Source organism: Mycobacterium sp. SMC-4, assembly GCF_025263265.1.
Classification (GTDB): Bacteria; Actinomycetota; Actinomycetes; order Mycobacteriales; family Mycobacteriaceae; genus Mycobacterium.
Genome location: NZ_CP079869.1, coordinates 1,498,208 through 1,515,419, shown reverse-complemented (window position 1 = coordinate 1,515,419; position 17,212 = coordinate 1,498,208). Strand labels below are relative to the sequence as shown.

The following is a 17,212-nucleotide window of genomic DNA, read 5'->3' as shown; positions in this document are numbered from 1 at the left end:
AGCACTATCGGTCACGGCCGCGCACACAGAGAGCGCAGACTGTTTGGGCATCACTCTACGCATCGACGCGAAGACAGCAGATCAGCAGCGCGGGGGTTCACCACCGGCGGACAACACCCGCAGCGAGTCAATGGCCTGCTCAAGGGTGTCGACGGTGAGTAATTCGATGCTGTCGGTGTCGACGGATCTGGCTTCCGCGCAATTTTCGGCCGGTACCAGGAAGACCGTCGCACCGGCGTCCTCGGCGGCGATGATCTTGTGGGTGATGCCGCCGATCGAGCCCACCTTGCCGTCGCCGGTGATGGTGCCGCTGCCGGCGACGAACTTGCCGCCGTTGAGCTCACCGGTGGTCAGCTTGTCCACCACCGCCAGACTGAACATCAAACCCGCCGACGGGCCACCGACGTTGGCCAGGTTGAAGCTGATGGAGTACGGCGCCCACGGCGCGTCGAGCACCCCGATGCCGAGGAACCCGTGCGGACGGTCCGGGTGCTCACCCAACGTGATCTCGGCGACCCCGGCCGGGGCGTTCTTGCGGCGGTAGTCCACCTGGATCGTCTCGCCGGGCTCGGTGTCGGCGAGTAGGGCCTGGAATTCCTCGAGGCTGGCGACCGGCCGGTTGTTGACACCGTCGATCGCGTCGCCGGGCTGCAGCTTGTCGTGCGAGGGCCCCTCTTCGTCGACGGTGGAGATCGTGACCGCCATCGGGTAGTCGAGGTAATGCAGCGCGGCGTACTCGGCGCTGTCTTCGGACCTGCGGAAGTCCCTGTTGTTGGCTTCGTCGATCTCTTCGCGGCTCTTGTCCGGCGGGTAGACCATCTCGCGCGGGATCAGCTGATCGCGACCCGACGCCCAGAAGACCAGTGCCTGGCCCAGCGTCAGTCCGTCGCGCTGGGAGACCGTGGTCATGTTGAGGTGACCACTGGTGGGATGCAGATCGGCGCCCTCGATGTCCACGACGCGTTTGCCGTCGATCTCCCCGAGCGTGTCGAACGTCGGGCCTGGGCCCAGCGCGACATAGGGCACCGTCACCATGGTCAGCACAACCCCGAAGATCAGGATCGGCACCAGCGCGACGAGCAGGGTCGATATCCGCCTGTTCACGCCGCCCACAGTAAAGGTCGCCGGCCGCAGCGCTCACGGCCAGATCCGGGGTTCACTCTCAGCGTGACCCGCGTCCGCGCGCGACCGGTCGGCGATGAGTACCGTTGAGGGCATGGCTGACCTGCCCTTCGGGTTCTCCCCCGGGGACGACCCCGAGCGTGACAAGCGCAAGAACGATCCCGGCTCCGGTGCGGGCAACGATCCCTCCTCCGGCCCGGCCGGCGGTGACCCCTTCGGGGGGTTCCCGGGTGGAAACCCGTTCGCCGCAGCGGGCGGTAACGAGTTCGACATGTCCCAGCTCGGCCAGATCTTCAGCAAACTGGGCGAGATGTTCAGCGGCGCCGGCACCGCGATGGCCGGCGGCAAGGCCGCCGGTCCGGTGAACTACGACCTGGCACGTCAGCTGGCGGCCAGCTCGATCGGTTTCGTCGCCCCCATCCCGGAGCACACCGCCACCGCGTTGGCCGACGCGGTACGGCTGGCCGAGACCTGGCTCGACGGTGCCACCGCGCTGCCTGCGGGCAGCACCCGCACCGCGGCGTGGACGCCGACGGACTGGATCGACAACACGCTGGAGACCTGGAAGCGGTTGTGCGACCCGGTCGCCGAGCAGATCTCCACGGTGTGGGCCTCCGCGCTGCCCGAAGAAGCCCAAGCCATGGCGGGCCCGCTGTTGGCGATGATGTCGCAGATGGGTGGCATGGCTTTCGGCTCGCAGCTGGGGCAGGCCTTGGGCACGTTGTCGCGGGAAGTGTTGACCTCCACCGACATCGGGCTGCCGCTGGGCCCCAAAGGGGTGGCCGCGCTGATGCCCGAGGCCATCGAGGCCTTCGCCGACGGTCTCGAACAGCCGCGCAGTGAGATCGTCACGTTCCTGGCTGCGCGCGAAGCCGCCCACCACCGGCTGTTCAGCCACGTTCCGTGGCTGTCTTCGCAGCTGCTCAACACCGTGGAAGCGTTCGCCAAGGGCACCAAGATCGACATGAGCGGCATCGAGGAGTTCGCCCAAGGGTTCGACCCGTCCGCGCTGACCGATCCGTCCCAGCTGGAGCAGCTGCTCAACCAGGGCATCTTCGAGCCCAAGGCCACCCCGGAGCAGACCGCGGCGCTGGAACGGCTGGAGACGTTGCTCGCGCTGATCGAGGGCTGGGTTCAGACCGTGGTCGCCGCGGCGCTCGGCGACCGGATTCCAGGGACCTCGGCTCTGAGTGAAACCCTGCGCCGTCGTCGGGCCACCGGTGGTCCGGCCGAGCAGACCTTCGCCACCCTCGTCGGACTGGAGTTGCGGCCGCGCAAGATGCGCGAGGCCGCCCAACTGTGGGACAAGCTGACCCAGGCGGTCGGCTCGGACGCGCGCGACGCGGTGTGGCAGCACCCCGATCTGCTGCCCAGCGCCTCCGATCTCGACGAGCCGGCGGGGTTCATCGACCGGGTGATCGGCGGGGACACCAGCGACCTCGACAGCGCCATCGAACAGGCTCTGGACGAGGAACGCGAGCGCGAGCACCGCGAGAACGGTCCGGATTCTCCCCAGTAGCGCAGCGCCTGTGGATAACTGCATGGGTCGTCGTCCGCGCATGCCACTGTCGTCACATGACGCGCTATGCGCTCGATCCGGCGACGCCGGTGCTGTCCCGACCAGACGGCTGCGTGCAGGTGGGCTGGGACCCGCGCCGCGCAGTGGTGGTGCGCCCGCCCGACGGTCTGCCGGCTGCGGTCCTGGCCGAGTTGCTGCGTGCATTGCAGGACGCCGCGACGGTCTCTGACCTGCAGTCCAGGGCCGCCCAACACGGGGTGCCCGCCGACGCGGTGTCGGACCTGCTCACCGGTCTGCTTTCCACCGGGGTGGCCACCACCGCCGTTGCGCCGCGGGCGCGCTCGGCGGCGGTACGGATACATGGCAGCGGGCCGCTGTCGGATCTGCTCAGTACCGCATTGCGCGCCAACAATGTTCGGGTCAGTCGCAGCAGCCGCACGCACGCCTCCACCGGGTCGGCAGAGCTGGCGGTGCTCACCGACTACCTGGTCGCCGACCCTCGTGTGGTGCGAGACCTGCAGGACGCCGGCGTCGCCCACCTCCCGGTGCGGGTGCGCGACGGCACCGGGTTGATCGGGCCGTTGGTCATACCCGGGGTGACCAGTTGTCTGCGCTGCGCCGACATGCACCGCAGCGACCGGGATGCCGCGTGGCCGGCTGTCGCGTCGCAGTTGTGTCAGACCGTCGGCACCGCGGACCGGGCCACCGTGCTGGCCACCGCCGGTCTGGCGCTCGGTGAGATCGACCGCGTATTGGGCGCCTTGGCCCACGACGGCACCGCCCCGGCCCCGGCGCCGTTGACGCTGGACACCACCCTCGAGTTCGACGTCCGCACCGGGTCGGTGGCCACCCGCCGGTGGTCGCGGCACCCGAACTGCTGGTGCTGACAGCGCGCCACCGATCCCGGGTTGCCAACTGGTTGGTCGAAGTTCAGCCGATTCGTGGATGATGGAGCCGTGAGTGAGATCAAGCGGGGCCGCGCAGCACGCAACGCCAAGTTGGCGTCGCTGCCGGTGGGGATGGCCGGGCGTGCCGCGCTGGGCTTCGGAAAGCGTCTGACCGGAAAGTCCAAGGACGAGGTCAACGCCGAGCTGATGGACAAGGCCGCCCAGCAGCTGTTCACCGTGCTCGGCGAGCTCAAGGGCGGCGCGATGAAGGTGGGCCAGGCGCTGTCGGTGATGGAAGCCGCGATCCCCGAGCAGTACGGCAAGCCCTACCGCGAGGCGTTGACCAAACTGCAGCGTGAGGCTCCACCGCTGCCTGCCCCGCGCGTACACCGGGTGCTCGACCAGCAACTGGGCACCAAGTGGCGCGACCGGTTCCAGTCCTTCGACGACACGTCGGTGGCCTCGGCCAGCATCGGCCAGGTGCACAAGGCCGTCTGGTCTGACGGTCGCCAGGTCGCGGTGAAGATCCAGTACCCGGGCGCCGACGAAGCGTTGCGCGCCGACCTGAAAACCATGCAACGCATGGTCAGTGTGCTCAAGCAACTCTCCCCCGGCGCCGACGTGCAGGGCGTGGTCGACGAGCTGATCTCGCGCACCGAGATGGAACTGGACTACCGGCTCGAAGCCGACAATCAACGCGCGTTCGCCAAGGCCTACGCCGACGACCCGAAATTCGTCGTCCCTCATGTGGTCGCCAGCTCACCCAAGGTCGTCATCCAGGAGTGGATCGAGGGCATCCCGCTCTCCCAGATCATCCGCGAGGGCACCCAGGACCAGCGCGACCTGATGGCCACTCGGCTGTTCGAGTTCTGCAACGACGCGCCGACCCGGCTGGAGATGGTGCACGGCGACGCGCACCCCGGGAACTTCATGCTGATGCCCGAGGACAAGATGGGCGTCATCGACTTCGGAGCGGTGGCGCCGATGCCGGGCGGCTGGCCGCTCGAACTCGGCCTGACCCTGCGCTACGCCGTCGACAAGAACTACGACAAGTTGTTGCCCACCATGCAGAAGGCCGGCTTCATCCAGAAGGGTCAGCAGGTGTCCACCCGCGAGATCGACGACATGCTCAAGCAGTACGTCGACCCGCTGGAGGTTCCGGTGTTCCACTACAACCGCAAGTGGCTACAGCGGCTGACGACCCTGGAACTCGACAAGGCCGCCGGGCAGATCAAGGCTGCCCGGCAGATGGACATTCCGCCGAAGCTGGCGATCCCGATGCGGGTGATCGCGTCGATCGTGGCGATCTCGTGTCAGCTCGACGCCCACGTGCCCACCAGGCGCATCGCCGAGGAGTCCGTGCCGGGCTTCGCCGACCCCGACGCCGTCTGACGTCGGGGCCGGCCGAACCTCACGCGGCCACAGGGTCTTTCGCGTCCTTGCGGGGTCGGCCCCGGGGCCGCTTACGGGCGATGACGGAGCCGCGGTCGAGAATCTCGCCGCCCCACACTCCCCACGGCTCCTGACGCTGCAATGCCGCACTGAGGCATTCGCGTTGCAGCGGACACTGCGCGCACAGCTCCTTGGCGCGCTCGAGGTCTTGCGGGTCGTCGGCGAACCACAGGTCGGGGTCCTCGACGTGACACGGTAACGCCAGCTTCGTTGCATCGCATGTCGGCGAAGACATGTGCGGTCCTCTGCTTTCTCGGTCGTCGGTTGTCGGTGTGCTGGTTGTCTGGGACGAATCCGGTGACCTGGCCGGCGAACGAAAAAGGCCACGGATCCGATTGCGGGTCCGTGGCCTGGAGGCGTTGAGCGGGTCTACCTAACGGAAGCCCCTCACGGACGCGGCAATTGCGCGGGCGGCGCGACGCTTACGCGGCGCGGCGGCAGCGGCGGTGGCAATGGCGGGATGAGCCCCGGCGACAGCGAACGCGGGGGCACCGGGCATGACCGAAGCAGCTACGCCTTTGTCAGCGTGATCGACTGCGTGATTGCTCTTCATGGTTACGGCACCCTCCTTTCGCACGTGTTCTTCGAGGCTAGACGCTAGCACTTCTGGCCCACAACTCATTTTTGACCAGTACTTTTGGCACGATCTTGTCGATTATTGGCGGCTCTTGACCAGTGCGAGCACATCGGTGCCGAACTGCTCGAGCTTGCGTGCACCGATTCCCGGGATGGCGACCAGCGCAGCCTCGTCGCTGGGCATCGACTCGGCGATGGCGATCAACGTGTTGTCGGTGAACACCACGTAGGCCGGGACGTTCATCTCCTTGCACATCCGCAGCCGCCACTCTTTGAGGTCGGCGAGCAACTGTTCGTCGATGTTGGACGGGCAGCTCTCGCAACGCCGCAGCATGATCGCCGCCGACGCGGTCAACGGGGCGTTGCAGATTCGGCACCGCGGAGCGGGCCCGCGGGTTTTGCGCGGCCGGCTGGGGCTGTCCTCGCGCTGCGACTGCGGGGCAATGCCGTTGAGGAAACGCGACGGCCGCCGACCCTGACGGCCGCCGGGGTTGCGCGCCAGCGCCCAGCTGAGCGTCAAATGCACTCGTGCCCTTGTGATTCCGACGTAGAGCAACCGCCGCTCTTCCTCCACCGGCTCGCTGTCGGCGCCGTGGCTGAGCGCGTGTGAGATCGGCAGCGTGCCGTCGGCCAATCCGACGAGGAACACCGCATCCCATTCCAGACCTTTGGCCGCGTGCAGTGAGGCCAACGTGACACCTTGGACCACGGGCGGGTGCCGGGCGTCGGCGCGCTGGCGCAGTTCGACGAGCACGGCCCGCAGGGTCAGTTCCGGACGCTGGGCCACCTCGTCGTCGACCAACTCGGCCAGCGCCACCAACGCCTCCCACCGATCACGGGCCCGGGTGCCCAGCGGGGCTTCGGCGGTCAACCCCAGCGGTTCCAGCGTGGTGCGGACCAGCGCGGACAGACCCGCGCCGGTCGGCTCCTCGTTGTCGTGGTCGCGTTCGGCGGTCCGCTGCAGCGCCAACAGGGCCTGCCGGACCTCCTGGCGGGTGAAGAATCCTTCGCCGCCGCGGACCTGGAATGGGATGCCGGCCTCGGTCAGTGCCTCTTCGTAGACCTCCGACTGCGCGTTGATCCGGTAGAGCACCGCCACCTCGGCGGCCGGGGTGCCCGCCTCGACCAGCTTCTTGACCGCGGCGGCGACTGCGCCGGCCTCGGCGACCTCGTCGGGGAACTCCTTGAACTGCGGATTGGGGCCGGGTGGACGCTGGCCGATCAGGTGCAGTCTGCTGCCGGCCATCCGGCCGCGGGCGGCGGCGATGACGCGGTTGGCCAGCGACACCACCTGCGGGGTGGAGCGGTAGTCCCGTTCCAGCCGGATGACCGCCGCATCGGGGAATCGCCGCGAGAAGTCCAGCAGGTAGCGCGGCGAAGCGCCGGTGAACGAGTAGATGGTCTGGTTGGCGTCACCGACGACGGTGAGGTCGTCGCGGTCGCCGAGCCAGGCGTCGAGCACCCGCTGCTGCAGCGGGGTGACGTCCTGGTACTCGTCGACGACGAAGCAGCGGTAGCGGTCGCGGAACTCCTGGGCGACCGCGGCGTCGTTCTCGATGGCCGCGGCGGTGTGCAGCAGAAGGTCATCGAAATCCAGCAGCATGAGATCGCTGTTGCGCGCTTTGAGCGACTCGTAGCCCGCGTAGGCCGCGGCGATCTTCTCGGCGTCGAACGGAATGTCGCGGCCCACCGCGGCCACCTCGGCCGGGTAGGTTTCCGGGCTGATCAGTGAGGCTTTGGCCCATTCGATCTCGCCGGCCAGGTCCCGCACGTTCTCGGTTCCGGTGGGCAGCCCGGTGCGGTTGGCCGCCTGCGCGACGATCGCGAACTTGGAGTCCATCAGCTGCCAGTCGGTGCTGCCCACCACGCGGGGCCAGAAGTAGGACAGCTGGCGGCGCGCGGCGGCGTGGAACGTCATCGCCTGCACCGATGCCGTGGACGCACCGTCCTCGTCACCGCTGAGCCCGCGGAGCCGGGCCCGCATCTCGCCGGCTGCGCGTTGGGTGAACGTCACCGCCAGCACCTGCGCGGGGGCGACGTGACCGCCGGTGACCAGGTGGGCGATCCGGCGGGTGATGGTGCGGGTCTTGCCGGTGCCGGCGCCGGCCAGCACGCACACCGGCCCGCGGGGGGCCAGCACGGCGTCACGCTGTTCGTCGTCGAGGTCGCCGAGCAGCTTGTCGCGCGCTGTCGGGGCCATGGCGACCATCATGGCAGCGCGGCCTGACAAGCGTGGACCTCGGGACGGGCATGTCGGGCGCGTCGACTACGTTGAAGTGCTTATGAGCGCTGACGAAACCACTGTGACGATGTACACCACCACGTGGTGCGGTTACTGCTCGCGCCTGAAGACGGCGCTCAAGGCCGAAGGCATCGCGTGGACCGAGGTCGACATCGAGGCCAACCCGGAGGCCGCGGAGTTCGTCGGCTCGGTCAACGGAGGCAACCATGTGGTGCCCACCCTGGAGTTCCCCGACGGCACCACGCTGACCAACCCGTCCATCAAGCAGGTCAAGGCCAAACTCGCCGGCTAACCGCGCTGGCTGCGGTTCTCCTCGCCGCGCCGGATCCGGGTGACGCCGGCGTATACCGACAACACCGCAAGGGTCAGGAACAGCGCGCCCATCCCGAGGTAGACGATGCCGCCGTGGTTGACGAACCCGACCACTCGCAGCAGGCCGAGCACGGCCATGAAGGCGCCGCCGACCAACAGCCATCGGGCTTGCCTGACGGTGGCGGGAATCAAGGTCTCCACGGCGGCATCCGTTCTGTTCGCTGACTGTGGTCATTCAGCTTAGTGGGTGCCGCCGGGCGTCAGTCCCCCGCGGCCCAGGACTCGATGATCTCGCGGGCGATCGAGATGGAACCGGGCAGCAGCAGCTTGGCATCGTCGGCCGCCGAGCCCCAGTCCCCCCGATGCAGTGCCTCGCGGATCTCGGTGCGGCTGAACCAGGCCGCCTCGGCGATTTCGCCGTCGTTGAACGCGAACTGCTGCTCGGGGTCGCCGACCGCATGGAAGCCGACCATCAGCGAGCGCGGGAACGGCCACGGCTGACTGCCCAGGTATTCGACATCGGTCACCGTCAGGCCGATCTCCTCGGCGATCTCGCGCACCACGCAGGATTCGAACGATTCACCCGCCTCGACGAATCCGGCCAGGATGGAGAACAGCCGTTTGGGCCACACCGTCTGACGGGCCAGCACCGCCCGGTCGTGGCCGTCGTGGACCAGGCAGATCACCGCCGGGTCGATCCGCGGGAACTCCTCGCGTCCGGTGCGCGGGTCGACCCGACCCCACCCCGCTTTGATCGGCGTGGTCGGTGCGCCGTCGACAGGTGAAAATCGGGCGGCGTCATGCCAATTCAGCAGCGCGGTGGCGGTGGCGACCAGTTGGGCGCTGACGTCGTCGAAAATGTCGCCGGTGCGGCGCAGGTCGAGCACTTCGACGGGGGTATCGAGGTCGGCGGGCGGTTCGAGTTCGGCCCGCACAGCCCAGACGTGGCGACCGTCGTTGAGCCGGCCGAGGAACACCGCATGCTCGGGCGGCGAGTCGCCGATCGACGCGGCCCGGTTCAACACGGCTGCGCCCGCCGAGATCAGCACTTGACTGCGACGGTCCACCCGCAACAGCAGGGCGTCGGCCCAACCTGCCACGGCCGCGTCGATGTCGGTGCGCAGCGTGTCGGCACGGTCGGCGCCCACCCGGGAGAGCAACGGCACCTGACGCAGCCGGAAGGTGCTCATCGCTCGCTCTCGTTGCTTCGGATGTAGAGCAACCGGTCGCCTTGCTCAAGTGCATCGACCTCGGGATCGTCGACGCGGAACAGCTTCTGGTTGCGCACCACCCCGAGCACAATGTCGGCCTGGTGCCGCGGCGAACCACCGACCTCCTTGGGCCCCACTTCGCGCTCTGCGATGGCGAATCCGGCGTTGGGGGTCAGCAGATCCTCCATCATCGCCACGACGCTGGGGGTCTGTACGGCGATGCCCAACAGCCGACCCGCGGTCTCCGAGGTCACCACGGTGGAGTCGGCGCCGGACTGCTTGAGCAGATGTTCGTTGTCGGTTTCGCGGACCGCGGCGATGATCTTGGCCTTCGGGGCGAGCTCCCGGGCCGTGAGGGTGACCAGCACCGCGGTGTCGTCACGATTGGCGGCGACGATGATGGTCTTGGCGTGCTGGGCGCCGGCCAACCGCAGGACCTCGGAATCGGTGGCCGAGCCGCGCACCGTGACCAACCCGGCACTCTTGGCCCGTTCCAGTGCCGCGGTGTCCTCGTCGACCACCACGATGTCGCCCGGAGCGATCTCGTCGCCGACCATTGCCGCCACGGCGGTGCGGCCCTTCGTCCCGTACCCGATGACGACCGTGTGGTTACGCACCTTGTTCCTCCACTGCTGGATCTTGAACGCCTGGCGCGATTCGGTAGTCAGCGTCTCGACCGTGGTGCCGATCAGCACGATCAGGAACGCCACCCGCAGCGGGGTGATCACCAGGACGTTGATGAGCCGGGCTCGCTCGGTGATCGGCGCGATGTCGCCGTATCCGGTCGTCGACAGCGACACCGTCGCGTAGTAGAAGCAATCGAGCAGGGTGAGACCATCTTTTTGAGTGTCGCTGTATCCGTCGCGGTCGAGGTAGACGATCGCGACCACCGCGCACAGCACCGCCAGGGCGATCACGATGCGCTTGGTGATCCGCACCCACGGACTGGCAACGTCCTGCGGGATCTGCACCCGGTCCACGAGCGAATGCACCGGACGGTCGGCCAAGGGCTGGTTGATGCGGCTGAGCCTTCGCCGCAGTCGCCCCTTAGCCACCGGGACCGGTCATCGCGTGAGCCTGCCGCACCAGCACAATGTAATCATGACCACTCCCTCCACGGCAGCACAGCAGGCCGCGACACGCGCGAACCGGACCGGTGCGATGCTGCTCGGCATCGGCGCGCTGCACTTCATCGCCCCCAAACCGTTCGACGACATCGTCCCGGCCGAACTGCCCGGCAGCGCCCGCTCCTACACCTACGCCTCCGGTGCCGCCGAGGTGGCCATCGGCGCCATGCTGCTGGCGCCACGCACCCGCCGCCTGGGCGCGCTTGCCGCGGTCGCCCTGTACGTCTCGGTGTTCCCCGCCAATGTCAACATGGTCCGGCTGTGGAAAGACAAGCCGCTGCCGATGCGGCTCGCCGCACTGGCCCGGCTGCCGCTGCAGATTCCGATGATCACCCAGGCCGTCAAGATCTACCGACAGTCCTGACCGCGGTCAGGCCGCCTGATCACTGCGCGTGATCAGCGCGGCCAGATCCTCGGCGTCGGGGAGATCGGCGGGCGTCACGGTCTGTCCGTGCCGCACGTAGTGAAACACCGCACGCACCGAGACCAGTGGACAACCGTGCAGCTGCGCCCACGCCAGGCGATAGATTGCCAACTGAATCGCGTTGTGCTGCAGCTCTTCCGGATCCGAGGGCGGCTCGCCGGTCTTCCAGTCCAGCACTGTGACACCGCCGTCGTCGTCGGCGAACACCGCGTCGATGCGCCCGCGCACCACCCGGTCGCCGAGCATCATGTCGAACGGAACCTCGACCTCGATCGGGGTCCGGGCGGCCCACTGCGACAGCGCGAACGCGGTCTGCAGTTCCTCCAGTTCAGCACGGTCGTGCCGGTCGGCGTCCACTGCGCCGGGTAGGTCATCGAGGTCGAAGAGCTTGTCGGACTGGAAGTAGCGCTGCACCCACTCATGAAATGCAGTGCCCAACAGCGCATGCGAGTCCGGTCGCCGAGGCAGTCGGCGCCGGAGCCGTTGGGCGGCAGCCTGCGGGTCACGGCCGAGTTCGACCACTGTGCTCACCGACAGCGCTGCGGGCAGCGGCGCCGGCGGCCGCTGCTGGGCCCGCTCGCGTTCGGTCAGCAGCGCGTCGACATCGGCCGCCCAGCCCTGGCTGTCGACCGGCGCGACGTCGCATCCCTCGGTGTTCATCGCTTGGGCGACCAGGGCGGCGCCGTGGTCGGTGGCGCTGCGCCGGGCCGCGATCGGGTCGACGGGCCACCTCGCCTCGATGACACGGTCGCGCAGCGGGTTGGGATCACCATCGGCGGGCGCGTCGGCCCACGCGGCCACAGTGCCGCACGGCGTGCCCGCAGCGGTCGACGCGTCGATGATCTCCTTGAGCTCACACAGAAACGTCGACGGCCCGCGCGGCGTGGACTCGGTGGCGCCCCAATGGTGCCCGGAGACCAACAGCGTGTGCTCGGCCCGGGTGATCGCCACGTAGAGCAACCGCCGCTCTTCGTCGGTGCGCCGCTGTTCGAGACTGCGCTTGTGGTCGGAGATCGTGTCCGACAGTCCTTTACGGTCACTGACCGCAGTGGTGTCGAGGACCGGCACACCATGCTCGGACACTGTGGCGCAATCGCCGCGCAGCAGTGGCGGCAGGTCGGCAGCATCGGTGAGCCAGGTGCGCGGCAACGCCGTCGACGGGAACACCCGCCCGCTGAGGTGGGGTACCGCCACAACCTGCCACTCCAGGCCCTTGGCGGCGTGCACGGTCAGAATCTGGACGCGGTCTTGCGCCACGCTGATCTCGGCCGGCGCCAGACCGTTCTCGACGTCCTCGGCGGTGTCGAGAAAGCCCAGCAGGCCTGCCAGGGTCGCGCCCGGCCGCGAGGCATAGTCGGCGACCACGTCGCTGAACGCGTCGAGGTGCTCGGTGCCCGACCAGCCCGCAGTGACCGGCTGCGCTGCCCGCGCCTCGGCGTCGACACCCAGCAGGCGGCGAACTTCGGCGATCAGCTCGGGCAGCGGGCTTTCCAGGTGGGCGCGCAGCGCGGTCAGCTCGCGGCCCAGCGCGACGATGCGCTGGTAACCCAGCGCCGAGTAGGCCTCGGCGGGACCTGGATCAGCCAGTGCGTCGGCCAGGGCGGCCTCTTCGGCATCGGGGCCCGACTGGGCGACCACCTGTTCGGCGGGACTGCCGGCCGCCGGGACCGGATCACCGGCGTGCAGCGTCACCGCCCGGCGCCACAGCGCCGCGATGTCGCGGGCCCCGAGGTGCCACCGCGGTCCGGTCAGCACGCGCAGCGCGGCCGGCCCGGCCGTCGGGTCGGCGGCCAGTCGGACCATCGCCACCACGTCGGCGACCTCGGGCACCGCCAACAGCCCCGCGACACCGACGACCTCGACCGCGACACCGCGCCGGCTCAGCGCCTCAGCCATCGGGGCCGCATCAGCATTGCGGCGCACCAACACTGCGGCGGTGGGCGCGCCACCGGTCGCGGCGACGCCGGCGTGGTAGCGCTGGGCGATCTCCCCGGCCACCCATTCGCGCTCGGCTTCGACATCGGTCAGCAGAGCGCACCGCACGTCGCCCGGTTCGGCGTGTGGGCGCGACCGCAACGCCCGCACCGCCACCGAACGTCGGCGCGCGTCGGCGGACACCTCATTGGCCACATGCAGCACCTCGGCCGGGTTGCGCCAACTGGTCCGCAGTTCCAGCACCGGCGCCGGGCTGCCGTCGGAGAACGGGAAGTCGGTGGCGAACCGTGGCAAATTGGTCGCCGATGCGCCGCGCCAGCCGTAGATGGACTGGATCGGATCACCGACCGCGGTCAGTGCCAGAGCGTCGTCGGCTCCACCACCGAACAGCGAGGACAACGCGATCCGTTGAGCGTGCCCGGTGTCCTGGTACTCGTCGAGAAGCACCACCCGGAAACGCTGCCGCAGTTGCTCACCCACCTGCGGGCACTGCGCGGCCAACCGTGCCGCCGAGGCCATCTGCATGCCGAAGTCGACCACGCGCTCCTCGCGCATCCGCTGGTGCAGCGCGTCGATCAACGGAACCAGCAGGGTCCGCTCGGTCTGGGTCGCCAGCATCCGCAGCAGCCACTGGCTGGGGCCGCGGTCACGCTGGTAGCGCCCGGCCGGCAAGGTGTGCACCAGCCGATCGAGTTCGACGTGAGTGTCGCGCAGCTCGCCGGTGTCGACAAGGTGCTCGGAGAGCTGTCCGGCGAGTCTGAGCACCATCGCCGTGATCGCGGCCGGCGACTTCTCGGTGGGCAGATCTGCGGGGTGTTCACAGACGACCCGAAACGCCAGCTGCCACAGTTCGGTTTCGCCGAGCAGCCGGACGTCGGGCTCCACGGGAAGCAACAGCCCGAACTCGCGCAACAGCGTGCCCGCGAATGCGTGGTAAGTGCTGATGGTGACCGGGTCGTCGGTGAGCTCGGTACTCGGGATCACCAGGCCCGCGCCGGCGAGCCGAGCCAGCCGGGCCCGAACCCGCCGCAGCAGCTGGCCGGCGGCCTTGCGGGTGAAGGTCAGACCGAGCACCTCGCTGGGGCGTGCGTAGCCGTTGGCCACCAGCCAGACCACCCGCGCGGCCATCGTCTCGGTCTTGCCTGCGCCGGCACCGGCGATCACGACCAGGGGTCCGGGCGGGGCGGCGATGACCGCGGCCTGCTCGTCGGTCGGCGCGAAAAGCCCGAGAGCGTCGGCCAGTTCGGCGGGGCTGTAACGAGCTGTGGTCACTGCTGACTCCTGTTCTGGGCGGGACACATGGCGCGCACCGGGCAGTGTGCGCAGCCGTCGTTGACCTTGGCGACGAACTCTGGACCCTGCGTCGTTGCGGCGGTTCGAGCCACCTCGGTGCGCCATTGCGTGACACCATCGGGTGTCAGTGCGTCCTGCTCACGCTGGGTGGCACTGCCGCGGCTGGTCCGACCCAGATAGACCAGTCGCCCGCCACCAGGCTGGTCGCCGTCGGCGAGAAGACCTGCCGCGACCGCCAACTGGTACATCACCAGCTGGGCGTGGCGCTGTGCGTCGTCCTTGCTGACCGGGCTCTTGCCGGTCTTGATGTCGACGACGACCAGGCGGCCGGCGCTGTCGCGTTCCACCCGATCGAGGCGCCCGCGCACGCGGACCCCGGGCAGGTCGCCCTCGGCGCCCTCGATCTGGCCCTCGACATCGACTTCGGTGCCGACCTCGGTCAGTTCGTGACGTGTTCCGCTGCGCCAGCGCATGAACGTCTGCAGCATCTCGGCGTGGCGAGCCAGCTCATTGTCGGCGTACCATTGGGCATCGAACTGCAGTCCCCCCCAGACCTTTTCGAGCTCGGCCAGTAGAGCTGACTCGCTTCTGCCGGACTCACTGACCAGGGCGTGCACCAACGACCCCAACGTCGAGCGCACATCTCGTCCGCGGCTGCCGCCGTGGCGTTCCAGCAGCCAGCGCAGCGGGCAATCCGACAGCGTCTGCAGTGTCGAGGGCGACAACGTGACCACGTGACCCGCGCCGTCCCACAACGGATCCGAGGTGGACACCTGCGCCATGCCGTACCACGATGCGGGATCGGCACCGGTGACGCCTGCCTGCGCCAATCGCGCCAGCTGCACGGCAGCACAGGCCTTCTCGACGTCATCCACAGCGCCCGGCGCGGCGCACACCACCGAGCGCAGTCGGCCCACCAGTGCCGAGGGTGTCAACACCCGGGGTGCGCGGATCGGCTCGGACGCTTCGGGTTCCGGTTCGGTGGCCACGCTCGCCAATTCATGACAGAACGACGACGGCAGCAGCGCCTCGTCGCTGTCATCGCTGTCCACCGCGGTCACGAGCAGCCGGCTGCGCGCGCGGCCCATCGCGGCGATCAGTAGACGTCGCTCCTCGGCCAGCAGCGGGGCGCGGCTGGGCAGCCCGGATTGGCCTGGCTCGGTGACACCGCCGATCACATCGATGAGCTGCTGGGTCGCCAGTACACCGCCGCGTGGGGCGACGTTGGGCCACAGTCCTTCCTGCACACCGGCGATCACGACGAACTCCCAGTCCCGGTGCAGCGACGAATGCGCGCTGAGCACCGACACCGCGTCGGTATCGGTGTCTTCGCTGCGCACCGGAGGCAGCGCCAGACCGGCGAGGTGGTCGATCAGGCCCCCCACCGTGGCCCCGGCCGTCCGGGTGACGTACTGCTCGGCAACATCGAACATTGCCGTCACCGCGTCCAGGTCACGATCGGCCTGCGCCCCGGCCGGGCCGCCGCGTTCACTGGCGGTCAACCACCGGCGTTGCAGACCCGAGCGGTGCCACGCCTGCCACAGCGTGTGCCGGGGATCGTGCCCGTCCTGCACGCTGCGGCGAGCCGCGGCCAGCACCGCGCGCACCCGCCGCAACGGCCGGGCCTGCTCATCGGAAAGGCCCTCGGTGTCGCTGCGCAGCGCGTCGACGAGAAGTTCCCCGACGCCGCCGGCGGGTTGGCGGCCGACCCGGCGCAGCGCCCTCCGCAGCTGGCGCAGCGACACCGGGTCCAGGCGTCCGATCGGTCCGGTCACCAACTCCAACGCCGTTGCGGGGTCCAGACCTTCTGCGGTCACGCGCAGCACGGTCAGCAGCGACCGCACCGCCGACTGGTCGGACAGCGCTGCATCGTTGTGGAGCACGTCGACCGGCACGCCCGCGGCCGAAAGGGCCCGGCTCAGCGCGGCGCCCATCTGCGGAACCGAGCGCACGATCACCGCCATCTGACTCCACGGCAGCCCGTCGATCAGGTGGGCCCGCCGCAACGCGTCGGCGATCAGCGCTGATTCGGCGTGCGGGGACGCGGCGATCCGCACCGCAAGCGAACCCTCGGCAACCCGCCCGGTGAACTCCTGCCGCGATTGACTGCCGGGCAACCGTGCCGCGACGGCCCCAATGGCATCCGCCAGCGGTGCCGCACACCGGTGCGAGTCGCTCAGCTGCAGCGCCGGTCCCTCGCCTGCCAGCAGGGCGGGGTCTGCTCCGCGGTAACCGAATACGCTCTGCTGAGGGTCACCGGCGATCACCGCGACATCCGCGCCCCCGGCCAGCACCGTGACCAGCTGCGCCGCCTGCGGATCAAGGTGCTGGGCGTCGTCGACCAGAAGCACCCGGACCCGGGCACGCTCGGCGGCCAGCAGATCGGCGTCGGTGGCCAGGGCCTCCAACGCGGCACCGACGAGCTCGGCGGCGCCCAGTGCCGGTGTGGTGGCCTGCGGAGCGGCCATCCCGACCGCCGAGCGCAACAGCATCACCTGCTCGTAGGCCTGGGCGAATCGTCCGGCGGCCTGCCATTCGTCACGTCCGGCCAGCCGCCCGATACGTTGCAGTGCAACAGGATCGACCCCGCGTTCGCTGCAGCGCGCCATCAGGTCGCGCAACTCGGTGGCAAAACCCGAGGTGGTCAACGCCGGCCGCAACCGTGCCGGCCACCGCACCGGCGAGTCGTCACCGTCTTCGGCGTCCCCGGCCAGCAGCTCGCGGATGATGCCGTCCTGTTCGGCGCTGGTGATCAACCGCGGCGGGGGGCTGCCGGCCCGCTGCGCTGCCAGCCGCAGCACCGCGAACGCGTAGGAGTGCACCGTGCGTACCAGCGGTTCGCGCACCGCACGTCGCGCGCCGGCGGTCAGCAGGCGCGACGTGATCGCCGCCCGCGCCTGTGCCCCCAGTCGCGCCGAACCCGTCAGCAGCAACACCGATTCGGGCTCGCAACCGGCCTGGATGTGGGCGACGGCGGTGTCGACCAACAGGGAGCTCTTGCCGGTGCCGGGCCCACCGAGCACCCGCACCCAGCCGCGCAGATCCCCACGGCGCAGGGATTCTGGGGTCAATTCGGTGTGTGGCGCGGACATGGGGGCATGACACCATGAGG

At 69.3% G+C, this 17,212-nt stretch carries 13 protein-coding genes; 5 read left to right on the top strand and 8 right to left on the bottom strand.

Annotated features, from left to right (window positions below; all coding sequences use genetic code 11):
- Positions 1 to 81: 81 nt before the first annotated feature.
- Positions 82 to 1,104, bottom strand: coding sequence for a PDZ domain-containing protein (locus tag KXD98_RS07225; protein ID WP_260762821.1), 1,023 nt, complete (start codon positions 1,102 to 1,104; stop codon positions 82 to 84).
- 112 nt (positions 1,105 to 1,216) lie between these two features.
- Here KXD98_RS07225 and KXD98_RS07220 point away from each other — a divergent pair, with 112 nt between their 5' ends.
- From KXD98_RS07220 to KXD98_RS07210, 3 genes are read left to right on the top strand one after another with little or no spacing between them, the layout of a single operon-like run.
- Positions 1,217 to 2,641, top strand: a complete 1,425-nt coding sequence (locus KXD98_RS07220; protein WP_260762819.1) for a zinc-dependent metalloprotease — start codon at positions 1,217 to 1,219, stop codon at positions 2,639 to 2,641.
- 56 nt (positions 2,642 to 2,697) lie between these two features.
- The gene (locus KXD98_RS07215; RefSeq protein WP_260762817.1) at positions 2,698 to 3,528 is read left to right on the top strand and encodes a cyclodehydratase; all 831 of its coding nucleotides are present in this window, start codon (positions 2,698 to 2,700) and stop codon (positions 3,526 to 3,528) included.
- Between the two features lie 54 nt (positions 3,529 to 3,582).
- Complete coding sequence (locus KXD98_RS07210) at positions 3,583 to 4,920, top strand: AarF/ABC1/UbiB kinase family protein (protein WP_260762815.1); 1,338 nt, start codon at positions 3,583 to 3,585, stop codon at positions 4,918 to 4,920.
- Between the two features lie 19 nt (positions 4,921 to 4,939).
- Here the strand turns inward: KXD98_RS07210 and KXD98_RS07205 are convergent, their stop codons facing one another.
- Both KXD98_RS07205 and KXD98_RS07200 read right to left on the bottom strand, forming a co-directional pair.
- Entirely contained in the window at positions 4,940 to 5,215 is a 276-nt protein-coding gene (locus KXD98_RS07205; RefSeq protein ID WP_260762812.1) for a WhiB family transcriptional regulator, read from the bottom strand.
- Positions 5,216 to 5,635: 420 nt separating this feature from the next.
- Positions 5,636 to 7,756: an ATP-dependent DNA helicase UvrD2 gene (locus KXD98_RS07200; RefSeq protein WP_260762810.1), complete on the bottom strand. Its 2,121-nt coding sequence runs from the start codon at positions 7,754 to 7,756 to the stop codon at positions 5,636 to 5,638.
- 82 nt (positions 7,757 to 7,838) lie between these two features.
- On the opposite strand from KXD98_RS07200, the gene KXD98_RS07195 reads away from it, so the two are divergent.
- The gene (locus KXD98_RS07195) at positions 7,839 to 8,090 is read left to right on the top strand and encodes a mycoredoxin (protein ID WP_260762809.1); all 252 of its coding nucleotides are present in this window, start codon (positions 7,839 to 7,841) and stop codon (positions 8,088 to 8,090) included.
- On the opposite strand, the gene KXD98_RS07190 is transcribed toward KXD98_RS07195, so the two are convergent.
- From KXD98_RS07190 to KXD98_RS07180, 3 genes are read right to left on the bottom strand one after another with little or no spacing between them, the layout of a single operon-like run.
- Positions 8,087 to 8,311: a hypothetical protein gene (locus tag KXD98_RS07190; RefSeq protein WP_260762807.1), complete on the bottom strand. Its 225-nt coding sequence runs from the start codon at positions 8,309 to 8,311 to the stop codon at positions 8,087 to 8,089. The genes KXD98_RS07195 and KXD98_RS07190 overlap by 4 nt on opposite strands.
- Before the next feature lie 59 nt (positions 8,312 to 8,370).
- A complete protein-coding gene (gene nudC / locus KXD98_RS07185) occupies positions 8,371 to 9,300 on the bottom strand; it encodes an NAD(+) diphosphatase (RefSeq protein WP_260762804.1) in 930 nt (309 codons plus the stop codon).
- Complete coding sequence (locus KXD98_RS07180; protein WP_260762802.1) at positions 9,297 to 10,376, bottom strand: TrkA family potassium uptake protein; 1,080 nt, start codon at positions 10,374 to 10,376, stop codon at positions 9,297 to 9,299. The genes nudC and KXD98_RS07180 overlap by 4 nt, the downstream gene beginning before the upstream one ends.
- A gap of 46 nt (positions 10,377 to 10,422) precedes the next feature.
- Here KXD98_RS07180 and KXD98_RS07175 point away from each other — a divergent pair, with 46 nt between their 5' ends.
- Complete coding sequence (locus tag KXD98_RS07175; RefSeq protein WP_260762801.1) at positions 10,423 to 10,812, top strand: hypothetical protein; 390 nt, start codon at positions 10,423 to 10,425, stop codon at positions 10,810 to 10,812.
- 6 nt (positions 10,813 to 10,818) lie between these two features.
- Here KXD98_RS07175 and KXD98_RS07170 read toward each other — a convergent pair whose 3' ends face one another.
- The gene (locus KXD98_RS07170; RefSeq protein ID WP_260762798.1) at positions 10,819 to 14,079 is read right to left on the bottom strand and encodes an ATP-dependent DNA helicase; all 3,261 of its coding nucleotides are present in this window, start codon (positions 14,077 to 14,079) and stop codon (positions 10,819 to 10,821) included.
- Positions 14,076 to 17,192: an ATP-dependent DNA helicase gene (locus KXD98_RS07165; protein ID WP_260762795.1), complete on the bottom strand. Its 3,117-nt coding sequence runs from the start codon at positions 17,190 to 17,192 to the stop codon at positions 14,076 to 14,078. The genes KXD98_RS07170 and KXD98_RS07165 overlap by 4 nt, the downstream gene beginning before the upstream one ends.
- Between the last annotated feature and the right edge of the window lie 20 nt (positions 17,193 to 17,212).

Bases quoted from the DNA above. Each gene is read 5' to 3' on its own strand.
- KXD98_RS07220 (WP_260762819.1), top strand. From the start codon at position 1,217: ATGGCTGACCTGCCCTTCGGGTTCTCCCCCGGGGACGACCCCGAGCGT.
- KXD98_RS07215 (WP_260762817.1), top strand. From the start codon at position 2,698: ATGACGCGCTATGCGCTCGATCCGGCGACGCCGGTGCTGTCCCGACCA.
- KXD98_RS07205 (WP_260762812.1), bottom strand. From the start codon at position 5,215: ATGTCTTCGCCGACATGCGATGCAACGAAGCTGGCGTTACCGTGTCAC.
- KXD98_RS07200 (WP_260762810.1), bottom strand. From the start codon at position 7,756: ATGGCCCCGACAGCGCGCGACAAGCTGCTCGGCGACCTCGACGACGAA.
- KXD98_RS07195 (WP_260762809.1), top strand. From the start codon at position 7,839: ATGAGCGCTGACGAAACCACTGTGACGATGTACACCACCACGTGGTGC.
- nudC (WP_260762804.1), bottom strand. From the start codon at position 9,300: ATGAGCACCTTCCGGCTGCGTCAGGTGCCGTTGCTCTCCCGGGTGGGC.
- KXD98_RS07175 (WP_260762801.1), top strand. From the start codon at position 10,423: ATGACCACTCCCTCCACGGCAGCACAGCAGGCCGCGACACGCGCGAAC.
- KXD98_RS07165 (WP_260762795.1), bottom strand. From the start codon at position 17,192: ATGTCCGCGCCACACACCGAATTGACCCCAGAATCCCTGCGCCGTGGG.